We start from the raw sequence: 25,223 nt of genomic DNA, 5'->3' as shown, positions 1-25,223 counted from the left end.
TTTGACATCTAGATTTCAGAAGATTTGTAACTAAAACTATAGTTAGCAGCGATTTCTTCTAAGTGATAGCCCTTAGCATTATATTGTGGTGACAGGTAGAAAACTTGGGAATACTCCGATGCCACCACTGATCTCTATAGTCATCGTCAATTACAATCGGGAGTCTTACCTTGGTGTAGCGATCGCCAGTGTCTTAGCGCAAACATGGCAAGATTTGGAGCTACTAATTTGGGATGATGGCTCGACAGATGGCTCAGTGGCGATCGCTCACGCTTATGCTCAACAAGATCGGCGAGTGCGGGTAATAGAAGCACAGCATCAGGGATATACGGCAGCACTGAAAGCAGCAATCAACTTAACTAACGGTACTTACTTCGGTTTAGTAGACAGTGATGATATCTTAGCCCCCACTGCCCTCGCCCAAACCGCTAAAGTCCTCAACAGTCATCCAGAAACAGGATTTGTTTACACCGATTACTTAAATATCGATCGACACAGCAAAGTAATCGGCTACGGTCATCGTTGTAGCATTCCCTACTCCTCAGAAGGAATTTTAGTAAACTTCATGACCTTTCACTTCCGCCTGATTCGGCGATCGGTTTACGATCGCGTGGGAGGTATTAGCAAGTCGTTCCTCTGCGCCCAAGATTATGACCTATGTCTGCGGCTTTCAGAAGTAGCTCCAGTGCGCCGCCTTCCAGAGCCACTCTACCTCTACCGGATTCATTCTCAAAGTATCTCTGTGACTAGAAGAAAAGAACAAATTCTCTGGTCTAAGCGAGCGATCGCTCAAGCACTTTGGCGACGTGGATTAGCACACAAGTTACAAATCGATGTAGAATTGCCCGAAGGTCGCTTCATATTGCGGCATAAAAAACCTCTCCTGCACAACATTGCCGCTTCAGTGCTAGCTGTTGTACCTCTGGTGAGTGCCATGAATGCAGAATTATCCCAAGCACAACAAATTGTCCCTGCTGCCGATGGGACAAACACAATTGTTACACCCAACGGTAATCGACTCGATATCACCGGGGGTACAACTTCTAAGGATGGTCAAAATCTCTTCCACAGCTTTCAACAATTTGGGATTTCACCAGAACAAATCGCCAACTTTCAAGCTAGTCCGGCGCTGCAAAATATTCTTGGTCGAATTACAGGCGGCAATGCCTCAGTCATCAATGGTTTAATTCAAGTAACAGGTGGCAATGCTAACCTCTTCTTGATGAATCCCGCCGGATTTATTTTTGGATCGAACGCCAGCTTAAATGTACCTGGTGCTTTCACGGTGACAACAGCTAACGGCATTGGTTTTGGCAGCAGTTGGTTCAACGCCATTGGTGTTAATGACTACGCTGCTTTGGTTGGAAACCCCAACGGATTTGCCTTTAGTACGAACCAGCCGGGAGCGATCGTAAATGCTGGAAATTTGGCAGTAAGTACTGGGCAGAATTTGACCTTATTGGGCGGTATAGTGGTAAACACTGGGCAACTCACAGCACCGGGAGGACAAATTTCTGTCACATCCGTACCTGGTCAAAATTGGGTGCGTCTCAGTCAGGCAGGAAATCTACTGAGTTTGGAAATTCAACCCCTCGCCTCTAGTAGCACTCAACCCAATAACTGGACAATTCCCATCGCCTCAATACCGGAATTGCTTACAGTTGGTAATACGGGGTTAACTGCCAATTCTGACGGGACTGTAAAATTAACAGGCTCTAATGTGACAATTCCCACAACGCCAGGGACAACCATTGTTTCAGGCAAAGTTGATGTATCGAGTAAAACAAGTGGTACTGTAACTGCTTTGGGTAAACGAGTCGGAGTGATTGATGCCAATATTAACGCTTCTGGAACCAATGGCGGCGGTACTGTGTTAATTGGCGGCGATTACCAAGGAAAGGGGACTTTACCCAATGCAGAGCAGACTTATGTTAACTCCAACTCCGTGATTAATGCCGATAGCAAATTGAATGGAAACGGCGGACGGGTAATTGTTTGGGGTAACGATACAACTCAGTTTTTTGGTAACATTTCGGCACGTGGAGGAGTAAATGTCGGCAATGGTGGAAATGTCGAAGTATCAGGCAAAAATTTCTTGACCTTCAACGGTGTAGTCGATACTTCAGCCGCCAATGGTAGCTTTGGTACATTATTGCTAGACCCCAGCACATTGACTATTATCGATGGTGGAACAGGTAGTTTTGATGCCACAGCTGGCAGCATTGCCTTTGGGGATGCAGATATTGGGGCGAATACAGTTTCATGGGGTGCGATCGCAGCCTCCGGTGCAAATATCATCAACTTACAAGCCACAGGAAACATTACCATCAATGACATCACCGGACAGACACCCGGAGTAACTACCGCCGATGGTGTTGCTAATTTAAACTTGGGTAGTGGCGGTAGTTTCAACCTCTCCTCACAAATCGGTTCTGTAATCTTTGTTGACCCCACGAACACAATCCAGACAAACGGTGGAGCCATTAACATTTCAGGAGCTAGTTTATCGCTGGGAAATCTAAATACAAGTAATACTAATGGGAATAGTGGCAATGTAGACTTGTCTGCAACTGGTAATATCACTGCGGGTAATATTACTACCAACATTGTTACCAGTGGTAAGGGTTACGGTCAGAGCTACTCGGCAGGTAATATTACAGTCCAAAGCACAAATGGGGAAATTACCCTAAATAATCTCGACGCTAGCAATGATGAAGGATCAGTTGGATTTGGTTATGGTGGTAATATTACGGATGCTGGAACAGTAAATTTGACTGCCGCAGGTGATATCCTCACAGGTACTATTAATTCCTCTTCAAATGATGCGAATGGCTCAGGTAAAGGTGGTGATATAGTCGCAACAAGCACAGCCAGTAGTATCACTACAGGAGCAATTGACTCCTCTTTAGTCAAGACTGGAGGTGGCAATTTTATCGGCACGGCTGGCGCAGTCACTTTAACCGCCAGAAATAATATCACCGTTAATGGTGCTATTAATGCCTCGGCATCTGCCACCGGGGTCGATGGGACTGCAAGTGCTACAGGCGGCAACGTTACTTTACAGACTACCAATCCCTTTGGTAGCACAATTCTCTTTAGCAGCATCAACACACAGGCCACAACGGATTTTGCTAGTGATAATACTGTTCAAGGTGGCAATGTGCAAGTACTGTCAAACGGACTAGTTCAAGGAATAGACACAATTATTAATAATGATCAAACCGATACGGGTGTCACGATCGCTACTGGTGGAATTTTCGATTTTGGAGGAGAAGGAAGTTCTAGCATTGTTGGAGGCAATGGCGGTACTGTCACAATTCAACATGATGGTGGCCCAGCGAATGTAGATTTTATCGTAGGTGATGCGACGAATATTATTAATGGCACAGCCGGAACAATTGATGTAGGGAAAGGTACAATCCTCACTTCGGGTAACTTTCCAGTTTTGCCCACTAATGGAAATGCTACTGGCACTCCAGGCGGTATTACTATTACTTCCGTCAACACCCCACCGACATTAACAGCAAACTCATCGCTACCCAATACCCAGACCAATCAAGCTGTAACCTTGACGTTTTCTAGTTTGGCTGCACTAGTCAGCGATGCTAATAATGACATCACTTCCATCCAGGTTGATGTGGTGAATACAGGAAATCTGACTGTCAATGGTCTTCCCGTTGTCCCTGGTGTTACTACCTTATCTAGCAGCGATACTTTAGTGTACACACCTCCGGCAAATACTAATGGGTCACTAAATGCCTTTGTAATTAGTGCAAATGACGGTGTTTCCTCTTCTACACCTGTACAGGTAGCAATCAACGTCAGTCAGATTCCTCCTACCCCAACTCCTACCCCGACTCCTACCCCGACTCCTACCCCAACTCCTACCCCCTGCACATTCGAGTGCAACCCAGTTACACCGCCTAACCCTAACCTCCCTAGCTTTAGACCCGATCCCCCTGTTATTAATACCGATTCCACACCTGAAAGCGATTTTACAAATGATTTTACCGACCATTTAGGTATCTCTAGTCCTAGAATAAAAACACTAGATGATGCTAAAGAAATTGCTCGCAAAATTGAACAAGCTACTGGCGTGAAACCTGCATTTATCTACACCAGCTTTGTCCCTGTGGAGATAATACCAGAGAGAAATTTAGGCAAAGGTAAAAAATCGACTAAACAGTTAAACACCATAGCAGAGCAGGGTAGCGACCAACTAGAAATAGTCGTAGTCACTGGAAAAGGCGACCCCATCCGCAAGCGCATCCCAGAAACAACTAGAGCCAAAGTTCTCCAAGTAGCTCAGGAATTTCGTGACCAAATAGTTAGTCCACAAAACCGTCGCCGCACCGGTTATTTGCGTCCATCTCAACAACTTTATCGCTGGATTATTGCACCACTAGAGGCAGATTTGCAGGCAAGAGAAATCAATAATCTGGTTTTTTTACCAGATATTGGGTTACGTTCAACCCCAATGGCAGCACTTCATGATGGCAAGGCGTTTCTAGTAGAAAAATATAGCATTGGCTTGATGCCCAGTCTCAGCTTGACAAACACCCTTTATAAAGACATTAGAAAATCTCAAATTTTAGCATTGGGGGTTTCTCAGAGTACTCAGGGACAAGAGCCTTTACCAGCAGTTCCCCTAGAGTTATCAACACTGGTGTCTAAACTTTGGCAGGGCAAATTATTGTTAGACAAGCAAGCCACCTTAGAAAATCTCAAAACTATCCGCCGCCAACAACCTTTTGGGATTATTCACATGGCAACCCATGCCGATTTTGCTACCGGCGCTTTGAGTAATTCCTATATTCAACTCTGGGAAGACAAGTTACGCTTGAACCAATTACGACAGTTGCGTTTGAATGAACCTGAAGTTGAAATGCTGGTGCTGAGTGCTTGTAGAACAGCATTAGGGGATGAAGAGTCGGAGCTTGGATTTGCAGGTTTAGCTGTGCTAGCAGGTGTGAAAACTACTGTTGCCAGTCTTTGGTCAGTTAATGATGCTGGTACAGCAGCCTTGATGACGAAATTTTATCAAAACTTGAGGACGGCTCCAATTAAGGCAGAAGCCCTCAGAGAGGCTCAGGTAGCTATGGTCAAAGGGCAGATTTATGTTAAAAATGGTCAATTGGAAGGTTTGGGAGTAGTAGGGAACTTATCTTTACCTACTGACGGTGCTGATGAAGGGGAGCAATTACTTAACCATCCTTATTATTGGTCTGGATTCACAATGGTTGGCAATCCTTGGTAAAGTGGCAAGAGTACTTTAGTGTTACCCTTTTACCCTTTCCATTTGCCGATTTTGGTTTAGGGTTGGCTATTGCTCAACAAATAGTTCAATCTCATGGCAGCGAGATTAGTTTCAAACGTGTAGTCCAAGAAGGAACAATCTTACAAAATTATCTGCCTTGAAAGTGAAAAATTATATCGCAGAACTCTTTAATAAATCTGGGATATAGATACCGCAAATTTTCACTAATCATGCAAACAGTGTGTTATTGACAACATTTGCAAAAACTAATTCCTAATCATCACAATACCTTTTATATATGTCTTTAGGCTGCCAAATCTAAGTAAAAGTATTTCGGAGGATTTCTGGAATAAGCATCATACCTTGTGTAGTCACATTCACATTTAAACATCACTTGATGCTTTCATCAGCTCAAGGGGGACTCATGATTAATCGGGCTATAGACATAATCTTCGTAGATTCATTTGCCTTTGTAATTAATGCAATATTTGGCACACTCCTTCATACCAAAATATGTAATTATTCGTGGGAAGGAAAAACAGCTTTGAATTCACAACCAGAAGAGATTAGCTCTAATTCTTCAATTTCAACACCTTCTTCAGAAGACATAGATTTAAGCACTACTTCCCTAAGTAAATATCCCAAAGATAATGCCAAGATAAAAGCAGAAGCTTTGGATAAAAATACTTCGACTAGTGCTTAGATAGCAATTATTAGCCATGAAATAGGAACGTGGATAATACGGTTCGGTTAAGGAGTAAAGGAAGAGATTTTTTTCCTTTACTCATAAGATATAGGATTGCTATTTGATTTTTGAAAAACTCATACCATTTGGTATTTTAGATTTTGGATTGAAAATTCTTTATCTTACTCCGTGGGTTCAAAGCCTTAATTTGACCTTAATCCACGTAGGCGAATCTTTGCCTGTGTAGCCAAGCCAATCTGTACGCCCCTACTCATATATGAATATGCTTTACCGCTCTCATCTATGCAATTAGATGGTTGAAAATAGAATTGCCTGAATGTTTTAATACTATTAACCAGCATCTTTTCAATAGGTCAATCGGTAGTTTTGTAAGTTTATAGTTTTCAGCCAACTGGCAATTAAAAGTTATGGAAAATACATTAGTCGATAAAATATTCCGTGACAGTGATGGCAAGATTGTTATAGCTCAAGCGCCAAATCTACCTCTTATTATTTGGATAGTAACCAGTATACTTGCTCTAGTTTTTACGACTGGCAAAATCAATACACTGTTAGACATACTGGCAAATGGCTCCTTATTTACTTGGGCATGGCTAGAATTATTTCAAGGCGTTAACTATTTTCGCAGAGCTTTAGGTCTATTAGTATTAACTGGTCTGATTGCATTCAAAGTTATTAATGATAGCGGATTCAGTCGTTAATCAAAATTATATATAGGAATCATATTTGATTTTTGAACAAAATTAGGTATTGTAGGGTGTGTTAGACGCAGTTCGTAACGCACCATCATCAAGGGTTTGGTGCCGTATTCTCCTTGCTAACGCACCCTACCTGGATTTCAGAAATCAAATACTAGTCCTATATAACTCCTGTGTGATTTTTGAAGAAGAAGTCAGAATTTAGTAATCACAATCAAGATGCGTGTCTTGAGGAGATCGTATTGAACTAACAGTTTCCCTAGCAGCTTCTCGTAGCCGCTCTACATCGCGCATCGGTGGTGCACCAAAGAACCGCTTGTACTCCCGGTTGAAGTGCGAGGCATCATCATAACCCACACGGTAGGCAGCACTGCTAGCGTCAAGGTTTTCCCCCAGCATCAGACGGCGAGCCTCCTGGAGCCGTAGTTGCTTCTGGAACTGCAAGGGACTCATTGCAGTGACAGACTTGAAATGATGGTGGAAGCCTGAGACACTCATTCCAAAATCTCGTGCGATGCTTTCAATCCGAAGCGGCTCCTTAAAGTCTTTGTGAAGTCGCGCGACGGCAAGAGCAATGTGGTGGGTGTAGCCACTCAGAACTGCAATATGACGGAGCCGACTACCTTGCGCTCCCATCAGCAGTCGGTAAATGATTTCCCGTGTCACTAGTGGCATCAGAACCCGAGCTTCGGCAGGCGCACAAAGAAGCCTAACGAGCCGTACTACGGCATCTAGCAGAGGCGCATCCAACGGACTCACGTCTATCGCTTTTACATTGGCACGGCTTTGTGCTGAGGGATAGCCGACCTCAACCATGACTGAACCCACAAGGGTGGGGTCGAGATCGAGGCGAAGGCTAAGGTACGGTTGCTCCTTGGACGCTTCAATAATTTGACTCACAATGGGCAGTTCAACCGTAGCAAGCAGATAATGCATCTGGTCGTACAGATAGCGATCGTTGCCTAGAAGGACTTCTTTACTGCCCTGAGCAATCACACAAAAGGCAGGCACAGAGACACCATAAACGCATTCCGCAGGCGAGGAGGAGCGGTTGAGGTGCAATCCCTTCAACGGCTCAATCGTCCCATCATTACGGATAGCCTGTGAGATGCGCTGGGTCAGTTCGTCTCTGTTGGCTTGCGCTCTGGAAGCCTCCCGTTTTGCCTGCGGATCGTTCATTAAGTCCATATCGGACTTTTCACTCGTTTTGGCAGCGTTCATTTCTAAGGAATGCAGGATTGTACAACAATCTTAGACGATCGTCATATTGCTTGCCCTTTAGGATTCTTAGAATGAAGCTAAAGCAATGAAAAATGATTCCGGCTTTTTGTAAACATTCTGGATTTTTATTTAAGAGAAAACTCAGTTTTAATTGGGCAAGAGACTCGCCTCAAGTAAAGGAATTAAGAAAATGGACATCAAAACAAAGTGCTTTCTCACGGGAAATATCAACGAAAACACTACGTTCGAACTTCCGACATCCGCAACACCCTCCCTCGCTTTACCTCGGAGGCTCGGAAAGTGAATCAAGCCTTGATTGATCTGCTTGGCGCGATCGCAGAAGGATTCGACTATAAAATTGGATGTAACTAATCTGGTTTTAGTAGTAACAATGGCATTTTTAGGAACAATGCCACTCACAGCAAATGCTCAAATTGAATAGTCTCATAAAACTCGAACTAATAGCTTCCAATACCTACAGCCGAATCGACAAGATGACTACACATCAATATTCATTCCAAATTAATTTTAGAATTTTTATTGCCTCTTACCTCTTGCCTACTAAGCCAAGTAATTTATGAATCAAACCGGATTCCCATAAATTACTGAACAGTTTATTTATTCGTGATTTATTGTATTATTTTAAATAATCATTATCAAAGTCAAGTTGAGAGATTTAGCTATGTCTACTGTACTTGCTTATCTTGAAGATACCTATAAATTGATTGATAAAGCTCACGTTGAGTATATTGCCAATGATGAGCGGGGTTATTATTGTGTACTCGATAGTACTGTGTTTTATCCGCAGGGTGGTGGTCAGCCTTCAGATGTCGGCACTATTGAAGCAAAAGGAGTTCATCTGACAATTGCTTTTGTAAGCTTTGTAGATGGAGTTGCTCGTCATTATGGAGATTTTTCATCTGTATCGCTAGAGAAAGGTGAAGAAGTAACTTTGTATGTTGATGAAGCCCCTCGGATGCAAAATGCTAAGGCTCATACGGCTGGGCATCTTATGTATACTATAGTCGAATCCCTTGATAAAAATCTCATCGCAGTTAAAGGGTATCATTTTCCAGATGGTTCCTATGTAGAGTTTCAAGGAAGCCCTTCGTTTGAAAATACGGAAACATTTATTGCTGAAATTAATACAAAAATTAGTGAAGCTTTAAATGAAGCTACCAGTGTAGAAGCTTCACTGATTATGCCAGAAGAATTAGCAGCGCGTTGGTCTAACATCCCCAATAACTTACCTCTAGGAAAACCTTTGAGAGTAGTGACAATTGGCAACCTTCATCCAACTCCATGTGGAGGGACTCATTTAAAATCACTTCAGGAATTAAAAAGTGTAGTAGTTACTAAAGCAAAACGTCAAAAAGGAAATTTAAAGATAAGTTATAAATTTGAGTAATTTTATGCTTCTAGTTACTAAATTAAAAATCGTATTTTCTTATCAAAATATACCAATATATTATTAATTTATAGCGCTTCTGATTTGGATGCAATACACTCTGATCTCTCTCCTAAAAGGCTACGGTGTACATACAAGTCTTTGGTGAGGCAATTTACGGTTAAGTCTCAGAGCCACTGAGAAACCTCACCCTGGTTTTACTGCGTAAAACCTGTCTCTCTCCTTACTAAGGAGAGGGATTAAAGCAGGACTTACGCACTGTACAAATTAATCATGATATGAATTTACCAAAATAGGTAGTTTCAGACTTTTATTAATCATTCTTTGATGCTAAATAGACCCGTGCCGTAGGGGTTTAGCATTGCTAAACCCCTACGACAGATATGGTTTTTTAGCTATTCATCTTTGATCTTATTTGTCAATGCGTAAATACTATAAAGATAGGATAAGGTGAGGTTTTTCTTTTGTTTTGGGTAATTCTGTAGCTCCTAAAAGGAGAGAGGCTTTGAATCTTACTCCCCTTCCCTTGTAAGGAAGGAACCGGGGGTTAGGTCTGTATTCCATACAATTAAGAACCGCTACATAATATCATTTCTAACGTTAGCGCAACTATCGGTGGGAAAGGCAGAGAGGATACCAAAGTGCAATTTTCCTGCTACCTCCTTAAGACCATTTCTGTATGAAGATGCGCTTATAGGACTGATGTAGAACTACAGACTGTAGAGGCAATTCATGAATTGCCCCTACGTGAATAAAGTACAGCTTCACATAGAATTGGTATCAAGACCAAAAAACCAAATCACCTCCCGGCTTTTTTCCAATAAAAGAGCTAATTGTTATACGTTCTCCAATGCCTGGTAAGACTTCATGAAAATTTCGGCTGTTGAAGATGACCAAATCTCCTGTTAGTGGAATATTATGTTTTACTTCTGTGTTAGCGACTAAAGAAGAATTGTAGCCATAGGAACCAGGAGTTTTATATTTTTCATCTTCGGGCTGCCACTGCCGATTGTAGACTTTGCAGATACCTCCTTGGCTAGGTGCTTTGATATAGAGATTCCATACTAGCTGTGAGGTAACATTTCCTATTCCCCAATTTGGAGCATCTAATTGAGCAAAGTCTATGTGTAGTAAGGCAATATTAATCTGACGGATCAATCCTGCAAAATAATTCCCATAAGCTTCATCTTCATAAGCAATTTGTACTTTACTTGAGACATTCTGGCGCAAAGTTGTTGCCAAGCGTTTGAGCGGGTCAAAAGATAATGAAGTTACCTGATGATAAGTTGTATTGGCTTTTTTAACCGCATCAAAATATCCCAACTTATCCCTATTTATATATTCAAATTGGGTAATTCCAATTCTTCCTATCGGTGGCTCTACATTTTTATAAAAATCAAAGCCAACTTTTTCAATTGCCAGAGCTAATTTGTGACATTCTTCAGATGAAGCAAATTTAGAAATGCGAATTGATGGAATATCGTTTCTCATCAATGCTTGGAAATTTTGATTATTCATTTCACAGTCATTTAAGCTTTGCCACTTGATTGCTCTTAGCATGGGAAATTTCTCACTCATAATTTCTTGTAAATTAAATTATTGTCAAAACAGGGAATAATAGAAAACATCTGGAGAGTAAAATTAACCTTTTAGCAGCAGATAAATTACTAAATTTAGCTTCAAAATGCAGCTAAAGTAGCTGAACAACTGTGGTTTGCATATTCTGGAATTAAGCTAAAGTTTTTTATCAAAGTTAGTATTTTTTAGTGCTGAATAATCAGTACTTGTAACTCGAAACTATCTTTGCAGTCGAGCAGACTTTTTTAACTGATATCACCTATTTGTTGAGTGCGACTTAAAGCAGCAAGCACTGCATTAGAGATGACAGTTCGCATACCACCTTTTTCTAATTCGTAAAGACCAGCAGCAGTTACTCCCCCAGGACTAGTAACCTTGTTTCTTAAGACTGCTGGATGTTCATCAGTCTGAAACATCAGTTCTACACTGCCAGCAATTGTATGCAAGGTTAGTTCTTGGGCTTGTGTGCGAGTTAAACCCATCTGAACCCCAGCATCAATCATCGCTTCGATGTACAGAAACACAAATCCAGTCCCCGCGCTACTCAGCGCCGTTGCCATATCAAGGTAATGTTCATTTTGGGTAGCAAATTCCTTGCCTAATGCTTGTAAAATGACTTGGGTATGCGATCGCTGTATCTCTGTTACACTTGATGATGCGCTCCATACCGTAGTCCCATGACCAACTTGTACTGCAATATTCGGCATTGTACGGACAACGGCAGTATGATTCAACCCTTGGCACAGAGATGCAATACCCACTCCACCCACAATACTAATTACTAAAGCATCAGGTGAAATTTTATCCTTCAGCATAGCCATAACAGATCCTAAAACCTGCGGCTTCACCGCCAATATCACAATGGATACGCCTTTTATCGCTTCTATATTGCTGGTTGTAGTACGGACTCCATATTCCTTTTCCAAATGAAGGCATCGTGTAGAAACTGGATCGCTGACAATAATTAGATCGGGTTTTGGAACAATTTTCGTCGATATCAATCTAGTCACGATCATTTCGCCCATCGTTCCACCACCGATAAAGGCAATTTTTAAATCTTCGAGCATATCTTCTCCCTATTACACAAATTGTTTAATCTGTTCTTGTTATCAAGATAGATTGGGAACAATCACAGCTTTTAATACAGAGCCTTTTTCTACATCTGCCAGCGCTTGATTAATTTCGTTTAGTGTGTATGAACGACTAATTAGACTTTCCCAAGCAACATTTTTGCTGGAATCACTATGACGTTTTAGTAATTCAATCATTCTGTAAAAATGGCTAAAATCAATTCCCCAAGTTCCGCGAATATCAATATGTTTGAGATTAATCTCTAAGTGTGGATTGATGAGAATCTCACCGGTGTTTGTGTAATGCCCGACAATAACATAGCGGCCTCCATTTCTCGTCATATTCAAGCCCTCTTTGACAGCAATGGGAATGCCTGTTGCTTCAATAGTCACATCAGCACCATGTCCGTGCGTTAATTCCAAAACCCGCTCAATATGTTGTCGTGGATCGTTAGCCTTAATTACAAGGGTTTCATCGACCCCAAAAGATTTTGCAGTTACTAATCGGCTCTCAAATTTATCAATGACAATTACTTTGCCTGCACCTGATAGCAAAGCTAGAATTGCCACACTCAAACCTACAGGGCCACAACCTTGCACTACAACAACATCACCAATTTGAATCTGCGCTCGATCGATAGCGTGTAGTGCAGTTGGTAAAGCACATCCCCCAGCAATAAATTGCCTTGGTGAGACTTCTTCGGGTAGGATTAAAACTTTAACCCCTGGTTTGAGGTAAATCACTTCAGACCAACCGCCCAGTAAGCCCTCATTCGCTGAGTAGGTGACACCATAAACTTTGCGTTGGGGACAGCGAGTTGATGCTTTAGCTACTAGACAATACCAGCAGTTGTAACAGGTTTCGTGAACATCTAAAAAGGTAGCGATCGCTCCAGGGTGAATTAACTTACCATTGACATCACAAAGAAGTCCACCTGTTTCTACCACACGACCAACGCAGAAGTGACCGGGAATAATTGGATAGGGTACTCCCTCTAAATGCCCACGCAGTAAATGTACATCAGTTCCACAAACCTCAGAATATAAGGTTTCAATAATGATCCCACCCTTTTCCAGAATCGGGTATGGTAATTGTTGTACTTCGACTGGTTGGTTAGGTGCAGTCATCACAGCTGCTAAGGGCATGAATCACTTCCTTACTGTATTTTCCAAATTGCCAATTGTCTCACCAAGTAATTTTAGATTTTAGATTTTGGATTGTTAGAAAAACAAGCCCCGGAATTTATTCATGGGGATAATCCAAAATCCAAAATCAGATAACTTATCAGCTTCAAGACCAGAAAATAATTTCACCGTTAGGAAGTAATCCAATCATGGAAGTAAAAGCTACACGTTGTCCATTCATCGGCTCAACATAGTGAAAGTTTGTTGTATTGAAAAGCAATACATCTCCGACATAAGGTTGGAAAGCGATCGCATCTACATCTGCAAGTACTTTATCGCTATATCCGTAGGAGTCTAGTTTATATTGCTCATCTTCTGGTTGCCATTGGCGATCGTAAATGCACGTTTTACCATGACTATTGGGAGACAACTTTAAATACAAAGTCCAGGAAAGTTGAGCAGTAATTGTACAAACTTCCCATTCAGATTGTTCCAATGGGGCAAAATCTATATGAAGTTGAGTACCATGTTCTATTTTTCTGATCAATCCTGCATAATAACTACCATAAAATGGTTCCGAAGCAATTCGCACTTTCGCACCACATTCTCGGAATTTGGTCATTATGCGCTCCAATGGATTGAAGGAGGCTGACGTAATGGATTCTCTTAATTTAGTTGCTCGTTCTACTCCTTTAAAATAATCTCCTTTACTAATGTTGTTATATTCAAACACTGTGATGCCAACTTTCTCAATTTTGGGACTCACATCTTGATAAGCGTTAAAGTTGAGCAATTGAGTTTGAGCATATAACATCTCACACTCTTCGGGTGTTGCAAAATCTTTCAACCGAATTAGAGGGATTCGGTGTTCAAGTAGCATTTTTAAAGATTCTGTAGTTAGGGGATACTCTTGCTTTTTTTCCCACAATGCCGATTTAATCTGATTAGAAGTAGTCATAATTTAGTTCCTTGTTTTTTATATTTAGGATTGGCTGTTGTCTTCAACATTATTGCGATCGCAACAACATGAAATTATTGTAACTGTCCCCAAATCCCTTGGCAGCGTTCCATAACTAGCCCCTGAAAAATTGATTGAGTTGATGGATGAATATCTATTTTGTACAGATAGAAAATACCTGTAGGACTTTTTAGGTTTAATTCTCTTCGAGTCAGAGATAATGCTTGGGCCCGATGGAGTTCCACAGCTTGAAGTAAACCGGAATAACTCAAATTTCTTAAAGCTAATTGACCATTTTTAGTAACATATATAGCATCATTTTGAAAAAGATATTCTAAGCTGATCAGGCTAGCATATACATCCGTATCTTTTTCTATACCTCCTAAACGGTGAGCATCTAAGCCAAAGCGAATACAGAAATTTACTGCTACCAACTTCCCAGCTTCTTGTGCAGGCAAAATACAAGCTGCAAACTCAAATCCTAAACTATCAGATCGCCATTCTTCTACACCAGCATAGTAATAGTTTTGGAAAAGGTTGTGTTTTACCTTAAAGTCAAATCCCAAACCACTTGCATGTCCTGCTTCATGAACTTGAGTGTCGATATGGCGATAGCGTTCACCATTGATTTGGTCTTCTAAGGGGCCTAATAGTAAATTAGCTGTTTCATATTCAAATACTTTTTGGATGCATTGGCGGCTAGAACCTAAAAAACGTCGTTGCTGCTGGCTAGCATTATTTAATGCTGGGCCACAAACACTGTTAGGAAAAGGCCATCCATTTGGGACAATGAAAGCTTCACCACTTTCACCACTAGTATTCCCGCAACTAGCAATCTCAGTAAAAGAAAGGTTTCTAGGAATTGCTTGACTTAGTGTTCCAAATTTTTCTCGACAGACATTTTCTAATTGTTCAATAGATGGCTGGGAATTATCGTGCATTTTACCGTAAATTGCACTTAAAGCCACCGGGTTTTGGCATTGTCGATTTATTCGGTAAGGTGCGATTATCAAGAAATAACCGTTTTTACCAATAAAATCCATATTGATAAAGCCTTCAGACAAAATACTCCAGTCGTTATTTTCTAAAGCATCTGCTGTTTTGAGTAACCAAGCTGGAGGAAGTTCATAAGATTGTGCTGCTTCTTGACGGAGTTTTTTGATAGCAATGGTAATTTCATTTTGCTCAATAAATTGGACTATTTGTTTGGCTAATTCTTGTTTATCTACAAAAATTATTGTCATTTTTTATGCCTAATATTGAATTGTGTTACCTAAAAAGCATGAGTAACCACTAAACTCTTAACCATTTCAAAACTTTGGGGTCTTTGTTGTAGTAGTAGTTAAACCCGTCCTTGGCAGTAATGGACTTACCAAGGCTTGCTTTACTTCTAATACTCCCAAGAGAATAGTCTGTTAATGCCTGCATTTCTTTATGAGAAAACCCTTCAGTAGTGAATTTTACTACCCCAATTTCTGGTTCAAGTTGAGATCCATCTTTAGAAAAATCATCTATTTGTATTTGAGCATTGTGAGGAGGATTAGGGACAATTTGTGTTATTTTTTGCTGCCGATAATCTTGTACAGTTACAAGTTGCCAACTAGAATCTTGTGAAAGTTCTAGAACCCATTGATGATAATTAAATAAACTTTCTCGATGTCCAACGCTGATAAATGTTGTTTTTGCCTCTTGCAATTGTTGATATAAATTTGCTTCATTCTTCAAATCTAAAGCACTGGTCGCTTCATCTAAGATGGTGAAGCTAGGATGAGTAACTAATAGCCGTGCGAATGCCAAACGTTGTTGTTCTCCCAGCGATAATATGTTCTCCCAAGGAACCTCTGTATCGAAACCATTGACTCGACTGAGCAAGTTTTGCAGGTTGACTTGTTGCAAAACTTCTTCGAGTTCGCGATCGCTCATTTTGCGAGTTGTCTGAGGATAGAGTAACTGTTCGCGTAAAGTTCCCAAAATTATATAAGGACGCTGGGGTAAGAATAAGACTTGCTCTAAGGGAGGTCGCACTAGACGACCAGTTCCTGCATTCCACAAACCAGCGATCGCTCTCAACAGAGAACTTTTACCTCGACCACTCGGCCCAACAATCAATAAACCTTCTCCAGGCTGAACAGACAGTGACAAATCTTCAACGATTACCTGTTCGTAGTTGGGAGTTTGTAAAGTGACATGCTCAAAAGCGAGATGGTTTTCTTCTATTGTTTTAATCGTACTTACATTCTCTGGTTCTTTAGTTACTTCTCCTAAAGCATTTGAAAACTCCGCTAAACGATCGACGTAACTAGAAAATCTTCCTGAAGTTCCAAATTCAGTGATTAATTCTCCCAAAGCAATAGCAAACATATTAGATGCTAAAGCGGCTTGTCCGAGTTGTCCAAAATCAATTTCATCTCTAATATATAAAGGTGCAAGTACTAAAAATGGGAATATCTGGATAACAGATTGATATCCTCGACTAAAAATTTCTGTACCTCTTTCCCAACCTATCTTGCTTTCTATATTTTTGATCAGATTATTAAATCGTCGCTTAATGATATTTGATTCTTGTTTTTCTCCCTGAAAAAAGGCGATTGATTCAGCATGATTACGAACATGACTCAAAGCATAATTATAGTCGGCTTTAAATACAAGTTCATCTTGATTAATTTTATTTAATTTTTGATTTAAGTAAACAGCAATCAAATTTCCTACGATCGTATAACCAACAAGAATAAAGGCAATTTCCTGGGAAATTGTCCACATAATTATTAAAAAAGTTGCCATTTCCAGTACTTTTTCTAGGAAAGTAGCTGAGAAATTCAAAGCGCTACTAGTAACAGGTTCAATTTCTTGAGATAAACGCTGATCTGGATTATCTACATCGGATCTAAAGTTGATTTTATAATAAGCACGATTGCTTAAATATTTATCTAAAGTTTGATTATTTAGCCATTTGTACCAATCTAGAGCAATTTTTTTTCTGACAAATTTAGAAAATCCTACTAAAAATGTTACCAATACCAGCCCAACAATATTGACTGATAAGATATTAATAAACTTAGAATAATCTTTTTCTTGAATCAGAGTATCGACCAAATAGCGACCAACAAAACTATTAAAAGCAGTTACACCTACAAGGGCGATTATTAGTAATATCAGGATAATCAACATTCCCCAGGCGCGAAGAACATCTGGAAATACTCTTTCACCTGGCTCTGTTGGATACCAGTAAGGGCCGGTAATCGCTTTTATATCTTTCCAGAATTGAGTCAAATCTGAAAAAATATTTTTTGTGGGTTGAGTTTGAATAACTTGGCTTGGCATATTTTAGAAAGAAACTGAAATCTCTGATCGTAAAATAAATTATGAATCCTAAATGCTTAATAAAAAATTTATTTTTCATAATTCATAATTTGAGTAAATGGTGATTACAGCAAAGTTACACCGCCATCCACAGGTAAAACAACCCCTGTCATGTAGGGATTAGTGATTAGACTTAACACTGCTTGCGCCACTTCTTCTGCTTTACCAAGATGCTGGACAGGCAAGGATGTTTCAGCCCACTTGGTTAAGTCTGAGCGCTCAGACTCGCTTTGACTGCTCCAAATACTTGTATCTTCTATGATTCCGGGAGCAATTACGTTAACCCGAATTGGTGCAATTTCTAACGCCAGCGATCGCCCGAAAGTTGCAACTGCACCATTGGCGGCTGCGATCGCAGAAATCCCTCCCATTTTTGAAGATTTAAAGATGGTGACGCTAGATGTGAGAGTAATAGAGCCGTTAGCCGCGATATTTTTCAGCGATGCACGCACAGCAAAAAACGTTCCCCAGAATTTCTCCATTGCACCTTGAGCCGTTTGTGTGGTCATTTCTGCTAAAAGCGATCGCGGCATATTTCTGTCGCCCATAGCCGTCACCACCAAATGATCGAAGTTTCCGATCTGCTCAAAAAAACCATTGACTGAATCCTCGTTCACCAGATCGACAGTTTTGCCCTGAATCTCTCCAGAGATCAACGCCAGCGCCTCAGTTAATTTCTCTTGGGATGAGTGGGAAAGGATAACCTTTGCCCCCAGTTCTACCATTTTTTGAGCGATCGCTATATCTACCCCTGAACTGATGCCAAGAATCACCACTTTTTTACCCGATAGCGACTGAAACATTGTTTCTCCTCATAAAATTAACAAGTATGCAATGTATTTTTCAATCAAGAAAACTGTTATCTATCAAAGATTTTTTACTGGTTTTTTTGCTGAAACCAATAAATAATCTATAGATGAAGTATTTAGCAAACCATCTATAGCGCCTACATTTAACTGATAAGCTTCCTCATCTATATTTCCATCCGTCAATTCATTTAAAACCCAAGATTTTAGATAGCGGTAATGGTTTTTCCAACAATCATTTGTGACATTTACTAATTCTAAAATTTGTAATCCTGCCTGTTGGTAAAGATTTTTATACTCCTCAATATCTTTGACAATATTTTTTGGAGTAACAATCCAATCACCGAAATACTGGATATTTTCAAAAATGATATCAGAGAGAATGAGATTACCTCCTGGCTTCAATACCCGCGCTGCCTCTTTGAAAAACTTCTCCCTAGTATCAAAGTAGAATGCTGCTTCAACACATATAATGTTATCGAAAAAATTATCCTCAAATTCCATCTGCACGGCATCCATGCAAATTAAGTTACAGCCTGGTGCATTAGCTGTACTTCTTTCAAGTTGCTTGGTAGAAATATTAATACCAACAACGTCAGCAGGCGAGTAATACTTGAGTAGATAACTGGTAGTTGCTCCCAAACCGCAGCCAACATCAAGGATATTGCCCTTCTTGTCCCCAATAAATGCTAAAAGCTTTTCCATTAGGTTAAAACAGGCTGACTGCTGATTTTGAGTATCAGAGAGCCAATAACCTACATTAAAAAACTCTTCTTGTCCGAATATCTTTCTAGTCCCCGGATTTAAAATTAAACTGTCAAATTGGCTAATATATTCGCTTTTATCCATTGTTATTTGCCATTTGTCATTCATCGCGCCTCGCTCATTCCCAATTCCCTATTTCCATGCTTTCTTTATGCAATCTTTTAACTGTTCAGCTAAAACTTGGACATGGGGTTCAGCCATAATCGTAATATGGTTTCCTAGTACAAAATTGATATCGACTGGTTGGGAACAAAACTCGCTCCAGCCCAAGGATAAGTCATCTGAATCTTTGGTATTTAAATGATTATTAGGGTCTTCTGGCATATCCTCTTTAGCCCGTATAATCGTAAGTTTACCTGGATAAATCTGTTTTGGGAGATAATCAACTAAGCACAAACAGCTAGTTTTATAAGCTTGTACGAGATTTTTAAGTTCCGTAGTTTGAGCATTAGGAGGCAATATATTTGCCATTTTGAAATAGTGTAAAAGGTATTTTAGTTGCTCCTCACTAGTCAAGGTTTGGAGAGTATCGTAGGAAATATCAACGTTTTTATCTAAATAAAGTTTTATTCCTTTGCTCACCTCAGCTAGCCACATATCATCATCCCAATCAATGTAATCAGCAAGGAATTGCTTGTCTTTATAAGTTGATGCAGATGCATCAATCACAACTAGTAGAGCAACCTCATGTCCCTGAGCAACTAACTGCTGGGCCATTTCAAAAACTACATTACCTCCATAAGAATGCCCTCCCAAAAAGTATGGCCCTTGCGGTTGCACAGCTTGCATTGCTTGAATGTAATGACTCGCTATATCTTCAAGTCGGGGGTTTGGTTCTAATTCGTGTAGATTATTTTCAAAACTATATAACGGTTGGTCTAGCCCTAAATAACGCCCTAAGTGATAGAAGTAGAAAGGCTTGCCAGGAGCGCCGGGAACGCAGAAGAAAGGTAAGTTTGAACCATTGGGCTGAAGTGCTACCAAACAAGACGAATTAGAGTCATCCGATTCTTTTTGTACAATTGTTGCTAACTGTTCAATAGTTGGATTTTGAAAAAGGGTTGTTAAGGGCAAATTTTTCCCAAACTGCTGCTGAATTTGATCCATTAAGTAGGCAGCTAAAAGGGAATGACCGCCAAGATCAAAAAAGTTATCTTGTACTCCTACTTTGTCAACCTTAAGAGTTTTTGACCAGATTTGTACTAGTTGCAGTTCTAATTGGTTACGGGGTTCGACAAATTTTTTTAAGTTACTGATGTTAGTAATTGCTCTTAATGCGCGGTGGTCTATTTTACCGTTAGGAGTTAAGGGCAAGGACTCTAGAATGATAAAAGCATTAGGAACCATGTATGTAGGTAGTTTATCTGCAAGGAACTGACGCAGTTCGCCTGGTGTAATTGTCGCCTCTTTTTGCAGCACTACGTAGGCAACTAAGCGCTTCTCACCTGGGGTATCTTCGCGGACAATGACGCAAGATACTTGTACATCGCTATGTTGCCTCAGTACCGCTTCAATTTCTCCCAATTCGATGCGGAAACCACGAATTTTTACCTGATTATCGATGCGCCTTAAGTATTCGATGTTACCGTCAGGTAGATAACAGGCTAAATCTCCAGTTTTATATAATTTACTGCCTGGCTCCTCAAAGGGATTGGGGATAAATTTCTCATTAGTCAATTCTGGACGGTTGAGATACCCTCTTGCTAATCCTGCACCACCAAGATGTAATTCTCCTGGCACACCCACAGGCACTAGTTGCAGATACTCGTCTAAGATGTAGATTTGCGTGTTGGCAATGGGTCTTCCAATGGGGATGGTTGTAGCTGTAGTTGGTAAATTCTCTACCAAGTACCAAGAAGAAAAAGTGGTGTTTTCTGTTGGCCCATAGACATGCAATAGTTGTTGGGGAGCGCCTTTTTCTAATACTTCTTGCACCCATTTGGGGTCAACGGCTTCGCCACCAAATAATAAATATCGTAGAGAACTAAATGCCTGTGGGACAAAACTGGCTAACTGATTGAATAAAGCTGTGGTTAAAAATAAGACGCTTACCTCTTGGTTGCGAATATTCACAGCAAATTCTTGAGGTGAAAGTAATACAGATTGAGGGATAATAACCAGCTTGGCTCCGTGTAGCAATGCTCCCCAAATTTCAAAGGTTGCAGCATCAAAAGCAATGTTTGCAGCTTGAGCAATGCGTAGTTTACAGCCGTAGGCATCGCTAGAAGATAACTGTATATAGTTGGTATTTAACACCAGTCGATTTACAGCCTGATGAGTAACGACGACTCCCTTGGGTTTCCCTGTAGAACCAGAGGTATAAATTACATAGGATAAGTTTTCTGAAGTGATTGTGCTGTTGAGATTGTCTTGATTTATGCTCTGCAAGTCTGCGTCTAAGCAGATGATACGAACCTGATGTTGAGAAAGTGACTCTACTAATTTCTCTTGAGTCAACACCACTTTTACATCAGTGTCTGCGAGCATAAAGCTTAAGCGCTCTTGGGGATATTCCGGGTCAAGTGGCAGATATGCACCACCCGCTTTGAGAATTCCCAACATTCCCACAATCATTAAAGGCGATCGCTCCACACACAACCCAACCAGTACATCTGCTCCCACACCCAAAGACCGCAAGTAATGGGCTAACTGGTTAGCGCGACAATTTAACTCACCATAAGTAAGTTGTTGATTTTCAAATACCACCGCCACTGCATCGGGTGTCTGCTCAACCTGCTCCTCAAACAACTGATGAATACATTTATCAGATGAATAGTCGGTTTGATTGTCATTCCACTCCACCAACAATTGATGACGCTCTGCTGCACTTAACAGTGGTAATTCAGAAATTCGTGCTTTCGGATTGGCGACAATTGCTTGGATTAAAGGTTTAAAATGTTTACCTATCCGGGTAATTGTAGCCGCATCAAATAAATCAGTGTTATAGCACCAAACACCCTCCAGACCTCCGGGAACTTCCCAAAAGTTTACTTCCAGGTCAAATCTGACTTTTACATCAATTGGCAAAGACATATTCTGGATAGTTAAACCTGGCAAATTGCTAGAAGACTGTGGGGTATTCTGGAGGGAAAACAACACCTGTACTAGGGGATTACGACTCAAATCTCGGTCTGGCTGTAATTTTTCCACCAACATTTCAAAGGGTAAGTCTTGGTGGGCATAAGCTGACAACGTGGTTTGCCGCACTTGCGCTAAAAAGTCAGCAAAGCTGGGGTTTCCAGAGAGATCGCCCCTTAAAGTTAGGGTGTTAGCAAAAAACCCCATTAGCTGCTCGACACTCTTGCTGTTGCGGTTAGCGATGGGGGAGCCAACAACAATATCTAACTGACCGCTATAACGAGAAAGCAAGACCAAAAAAGCTGCTAGTAGGGTCATAAACAGAGTTGTCTCTGACTCCTGACTCAGTTGCTTAAGGCGTTGCGTGAGATCGCGATCTATTATAAAAGACTCAACTGCACCCTGAAAAGACTGGACTGGGGGGCGTGAGCGATGCATACCGCCAGCTTCGCTAACGTTAGGTAGTTCTAATACGCGAGGGGCACCCGCTAACTGTTTTTGCCAGTAATTGAGTTGGCGATCGAGGACTTCGCCTGTCAACCACTGGCGTTGCCAAAAGGCAAAATCGGCGTACTGGATGGGCAATTCCGGTAGTGGGGAGGGCAATCCTTGAGCGAAAGCTGCATATAACTGAGATAATTCACCGAAGAAGATATTCAAAGACCAGCCATCGTAGATAATGTGGTGCATCTTCAACAGCAATACATACTCTTGTTCACTCAGTTGCAGTAGGGTGAATTGTACTAATGGCCCCACAGCTAAATCGAAGGGCTGGGACGCAATCGACTTCGCCATTTCTCGAATGTGAGCAATTTGTTCCTCGGCTGACAACCCTTGCAAATTATGGATTGGCAAATTTAAGGCTGTGGGAGGGGCAATTAGCTGGATCGGTTTTCCGTTTACCGTGGGGAAACTGGTTCTTAAGACTTCGTGGCGGCGAAGGAGTTCATTCAGGCTCTGCAAGAGTGCAGCTATATTAGGTGAGCCATCTAGCCGCATAGCCTCCAGCATATTGTAAGACTGGCTGTCGGGTGAAAGCTGGTGCAAAAACCAGAGCCTCTGCTGGGCAAAAGAGAGGGGTAAATCTTGATCTCGTGAGACGGGAGTAATGGCTGATTCAACAGAGCTAAAGGGCGTTTTCGCTTCTTTTAAAAAGGCGAGAATTTCAGGTTTTTTTGTCCCTATTTCTTGCTTAATTTCTGTTGTCATTGCTCCCTTGGGAGCATGATATTTTAGCTTTTCTTCCTCAAGCCAAATTTTGATATCTAAACTATTTAAATAAGACAAAAACTCTACTACTTTCATTTACCAATTGCTCCCCAAAGTTGTTGTTGAATTAAGTCTAAATTGCGGGGTTCGCTCTTGGGATCAAAAAGTCCATCAGCCTCCCATTTACTAGCATCTAGACTAATAGCCCAAGCATTTAACCATGAGCTAGAGTTAACTTTAGGTAACATTTCTGGCATAGTATCTTCTAATGCTAATTTGAAAATAACTTGCGCGACTTCTTCAACTAATTCTAGACTAATAAGATAATCTTCAATAATTTCTGGCTGTGTTTTATTGTATTTTAAATTACGGGTTCGCAGTTCATTAACAAAGGGAATAGCTAAATAATCAATAAATTCAAAGTTAACCCGATGCAAAGATTTATTAGCCCAGTCTCGGAATAAATTTTGCATCCGATAGGAAAGGGGGAAAAACTTTGCATTTAGATGTTGAACTTTTATTCTAAATTCCTGATCTAGGAAGATGGAATTAAACATCATTAAACCACTGAATGTCCATCCAGACAAAACATCCCAGATGAATTTTGATGACATTACTATTCCGTTACCCAGACAATTATAGGCATTTTGAATATTAAACGTTACCCCATCGCTATAGCTTAGGTAAAAGTTATTAGCATCTTCAACTGTATCCTGAACAAGTTTCCCTTCCAGATCGAGTTCAATCATCTGGGTAGTTAATGAATTGCCAAAACCAATATTATCTGTACCTGGAGAATAAAATGGATCTGGAAATGTACCAGCTTCCCCGACACAAGCCCAACGATTGATGGAAAATACTTGTTTAGATGAATAGCTATATTTTGGCATTTTCCGAAAGTCTTCGGGTTGTTTATCTTTTAGGTGAAAAGCCAAAATCGATTCGTTTTTCTTTAACCACTGATACGTCAGTTCATAGTTATGATAATTCTTCAAAGGATGAATGTCTTGACGAGCGACAATCCCAATACTGGTATAACCAGTAGACAAAGGAATTGTCCAAACCCAGTATCCTTTACCGCATAAATGATTGGTGGAATAATAACGGTTTTTATTAGGAACGCGATTATGCCATTTTTCCTCACTACTAGGCACAAAATCGCTGATGTCAAAGCGACCATCAACCCGAAACCAAACAGCACTAAATTGATCGTTATTAGGTTTATCTAAGCCCAGTTTCCTTTGGAGAAATCGGCGACGGCCCATTGCATCAACTACCCACTTAGCTCTAATTATGTTGGTTGTTTTATGCTCTCCATCTCCTTGAGTATAAACAATTTTATGATGTTGCTGTAATCCGGCTGCGAGATCAATATCATTAACTAAACAATTTTCCCGTAATTCTATTCCCGCTTCTAGATTAAACTGGCGTAAATCATTTTCAAATTTACCCCTATCTATTTGATAAGAATTGGGGGCATGAAATTCTGATAGTCCGAGTTCAGGTCTTTTTTGGAAATTAGTCTCCCAATTGTTGAAAAAATATCGCAGTCCTAGCTTAGTTAAATGTTGCTGTTCAAAGTAATCGGTTAAATGAAGAGTATTAGCTAAATAGAAAGCTCCTACTTCAACAGTAGACTCTCCCACTTTAAAAGTAGCTTCTGGTAAAGGACGAGTCATTCTATCGAGAACGACAATCGAAATATTAGGATTTTGAAGTTTTAACTGCCGTGCTAAGGTTAAACCTGCTAACCCACCGCCACAAATAGCGACATCATAAGCTTTGCCTTGATTGAATTCTTCAGATTCCTGCCGTAATAGTGCAATTAATTCTTCCTTGCTCTCCTTTAATATTCCCAGGAATTCTGGTGTCATTGTTCCTTGAGGAGAACGATAACGTAATTTATCATTTTCAATCCATAATTTTATACCTAAATGATTGAAATGAGACAAATAATCAACTGCTTTCATGTGTTTTATTTCAC

Annotated in this window: 16 protein-coding genes; 5 read left to right on the top strand and 11 right to left on the bottom strand. The window is 40.5% G+C overall.

The annotated features are described in order from the left end of the window. Nucleotides 1–118 precede the first annotated feature (118 nt). The 4 genes from V7K38_RS20415 (at nucleotide 119) to V7K38_RS20400 (ending at nucleotide 6,664) form a co-directional block, all read left to right on the top strand. Nucleotides 119–5,257, top strand: coding sequence for a CHAT domain-containing protein (locus V7K38_RS20415; protein WP_334860219.1), 5,139 nt, complete (start codon nucleotides 119–121; stop codon nucleotides 5,255–5,257). Then, entirely contained in the window at nucleotides 5,251–5,418 is a 168-nt protein-coding gene (locus V7K38_RS20410) for an ATP-binding protein (RefSeq protein ID WP_334860218.1), read from the top strand. The genes V7K38_RS20415 and V7K38_RS20410 overlap by 7 nt, the downstream gene beginning before the upstream one ends. A gap of 236 nt (nucleotides 5,419–5,654) precedes the next feature. After that, complete coding sequence (locus tag V7K38_RS20405; protein ID WP_334860217.1) at nucleotides 5,655–5,960, top strand: hypothetical protein; 306 nt, start codon at nucleotides 5,655–5,657, stop codon at nucleotides 5,958–5,960. Nucleotides 5,961–6,370: 410 nt separating this feature from the next. Continuing rightward, nucleotides 6,371–6,664, top strand: a complete 294-nt coding sequence (locus tag V7K38_RS20400) for a hypothetical protein (RefSeq protein WP_334860216.1) — start codon at nucleotides 6,371–6,373, stop codon at nucleotides 6,662–6,664. A 198-nt stretch (nucleotides 6,665–6,862) separates the two neighbouring features. Here V7K38_RS20400 and V7K38_RS20395 read toward each other — a convergent pair whose 3' ends face one another. Then, on the bottom strand, nucleotides 6,863–7,882 hold the full coding sequence (locus V7K38_RS20395) for an AraC family transcriptional regulator (RefSeq protein WP_334860215.1): 1,020 nt from the start codon (nucleotides 7,880–7,882) through the stop codon (nucleotides 6,863–6,865). Nucleotides 7,883–8,564: 682 nt separating this feature from the next. On the opposite strand from V7K38_RS20395, the gene V7K38_RS20390 reads away from it, so the two are divergent. Beyond that, entirely contained in the window at nucleotides 8,565–9,290 is a 726-nt protein-coding gene (locus V7K38_RS20390; RefSeq protein ID WP_334860214.1) for an alanine--tRNA ligase-related protein, read from the top strand. A 780-nt stretch (nucleotides 9,291–10,070) separates the two neighbouring features. On the opposite strand, the gene V7K38_RS20385 is transcribed toward V7K38_RS20390, so the two are convergent. The 10 genes from V7K38_RS20385 to V7K38_RS20340 all read right to left on the bottom strand — a co-directional run bounded on the left by V7K38_RS20385 (nucleotide 10,071) and on the right by V7K38_RS20340 (nucleotide 25,209). Further along, a complete protein-coding gene (locus tag V7K38_RS20385) occupies nucleotides 10,071–10,868 on the bottom strand; it encodes a 2OG-Fe(II)-dependent halogenase WelO5 family protein (protein WP_334860213.1) in 798 nt (265 codons plus the stop codon). Between the two features lie 245 nt (nucleotides 10,869–11,113). Then, nucleotides 11,114–11,935: a pyrroline-5-carboxylate reductase gene (gene proC, locus V7K38_RS20380; protein WP_334860212.1), complete on the bottom strand. Its 822-nt coding sequence runs from the start codon at nucleotides 11,933–11,935 to the stop codon at nucleotides 11,114–11,116. A gap of 42 nt (nucleotides 11,936–11,977) precedes the next feature. Next, nucleotides 11,978–13,084: a zinc-binding dehydrogenase gene (locus V7K38_RS20375; protein WP_334860211.1), complete on the bottom strand. Its 1,107-nt coding sequence runs from the start codon at nucleotides 13,082–13,084 to the stop codon at nucleotides 11,978–11,980. Nucleotides 13,085–13,229: 145 nt separating this feature from the next. After that, entirely contained in the window at nucleotides 13,230–14,021 is a 792-nt protein-coding gene (locus V7K38_RS20370) for a 2OG-Fe(II)-dependent halogenase WelO5 family protein (RefSeq protein WP_334860210.1), read from the bottom strand. 74 nt (nucleotides 14,022–14,095) lie between these two features. Next, the gene (locus tag V7K38_RS20365) at nucleotides 14,096–15,265 is read right to left on the bottom strand and encodes a DUF6014 family protein (RefSeq protein WP_334860209.1); all 1,170 of its coding nucleotides are present in this window, start codon (nucleotides 15,263–15,265) and stop codon (nucleotides 14,096–14,098) included. 49 nt (nucleotides 15,266–15,314) lie between these two features. Beyond that, nucleotides 15,315–17,342, bottom strand: coding sequence for an ABC transporter ATP-binding protein/permease (locus V7K38_RS20360; protein ID WP_334860208.1), 2,028 nt, complete (start codon nucleotides 17,340–17,342; stop codon nucleotides 15,315–15,317). A gap of 104 nt (nucleotides 17,343–17,446) precedes the next feature. Then, nucleotides 17,447–18,184 (bottom strand): SDR family oxidoreductase, encoded by a 738-nt coding sequence (locus tag V7K38_RS20355; protein WP_334860207.1) that lies wholly within the window; start codon nucleotides 18,182–18,184, stop codon nucleotides 17,447–17,449. Nucleotides 18,185–18,247: 63 nt separating this feature from the next. Then, a complete protein-coding gene (locus tag V7K38_RS20350) occupies nucleotides 18,248–19,060 on the bottom strand; it encodes a class I SAM-dependent methyltransferase (protein WP_334860206.1) in 813 nt (270 codons plus the stop codon). A gap of 24 nt (nucleotides 19,061–19,084) precedes the next feature. Then, nucleotides 19,085–23,335, bottom strand: coding sequence for a non-ribosomal peptide synthetase (locus V7K38_RS20345; RefSeq protein WP_334860205.1), 4,251 nt, complete (start codon nucleotides 23,333–23,335; stop codon nucleotides 19,085–19,087). Further along, a complete protein-coding gene (locus V7K38_RS20340) occupies nucleotides 23,332–25,209 on the bottom strand; it encodes an FAD-dependent monooxygenase (RefSeq protein WP_334860204.1) in 1,878 nt (625 codons plus the stop codon). Before V7K38_RS20340 ends, V7K38_RS20345 begins: the two co-directional genes overlap by 4 nt. Between the last annotated feature and the right edge of the window lie 14 nt (nucleotides 25,210–25,223).

Origin of the sequence: Nostoc sp., assembly GCF_036917465.1 — a bacterium.
Taxonomy (GTDB): Bacteria; Cyanobacteriota; Cyanobacteriia; order Cyanobacteriales; family Nostocaceae; genus Nostoc.
This window is presented reverse-complemented; position numbering and strand designations above follow the sequence as displayed.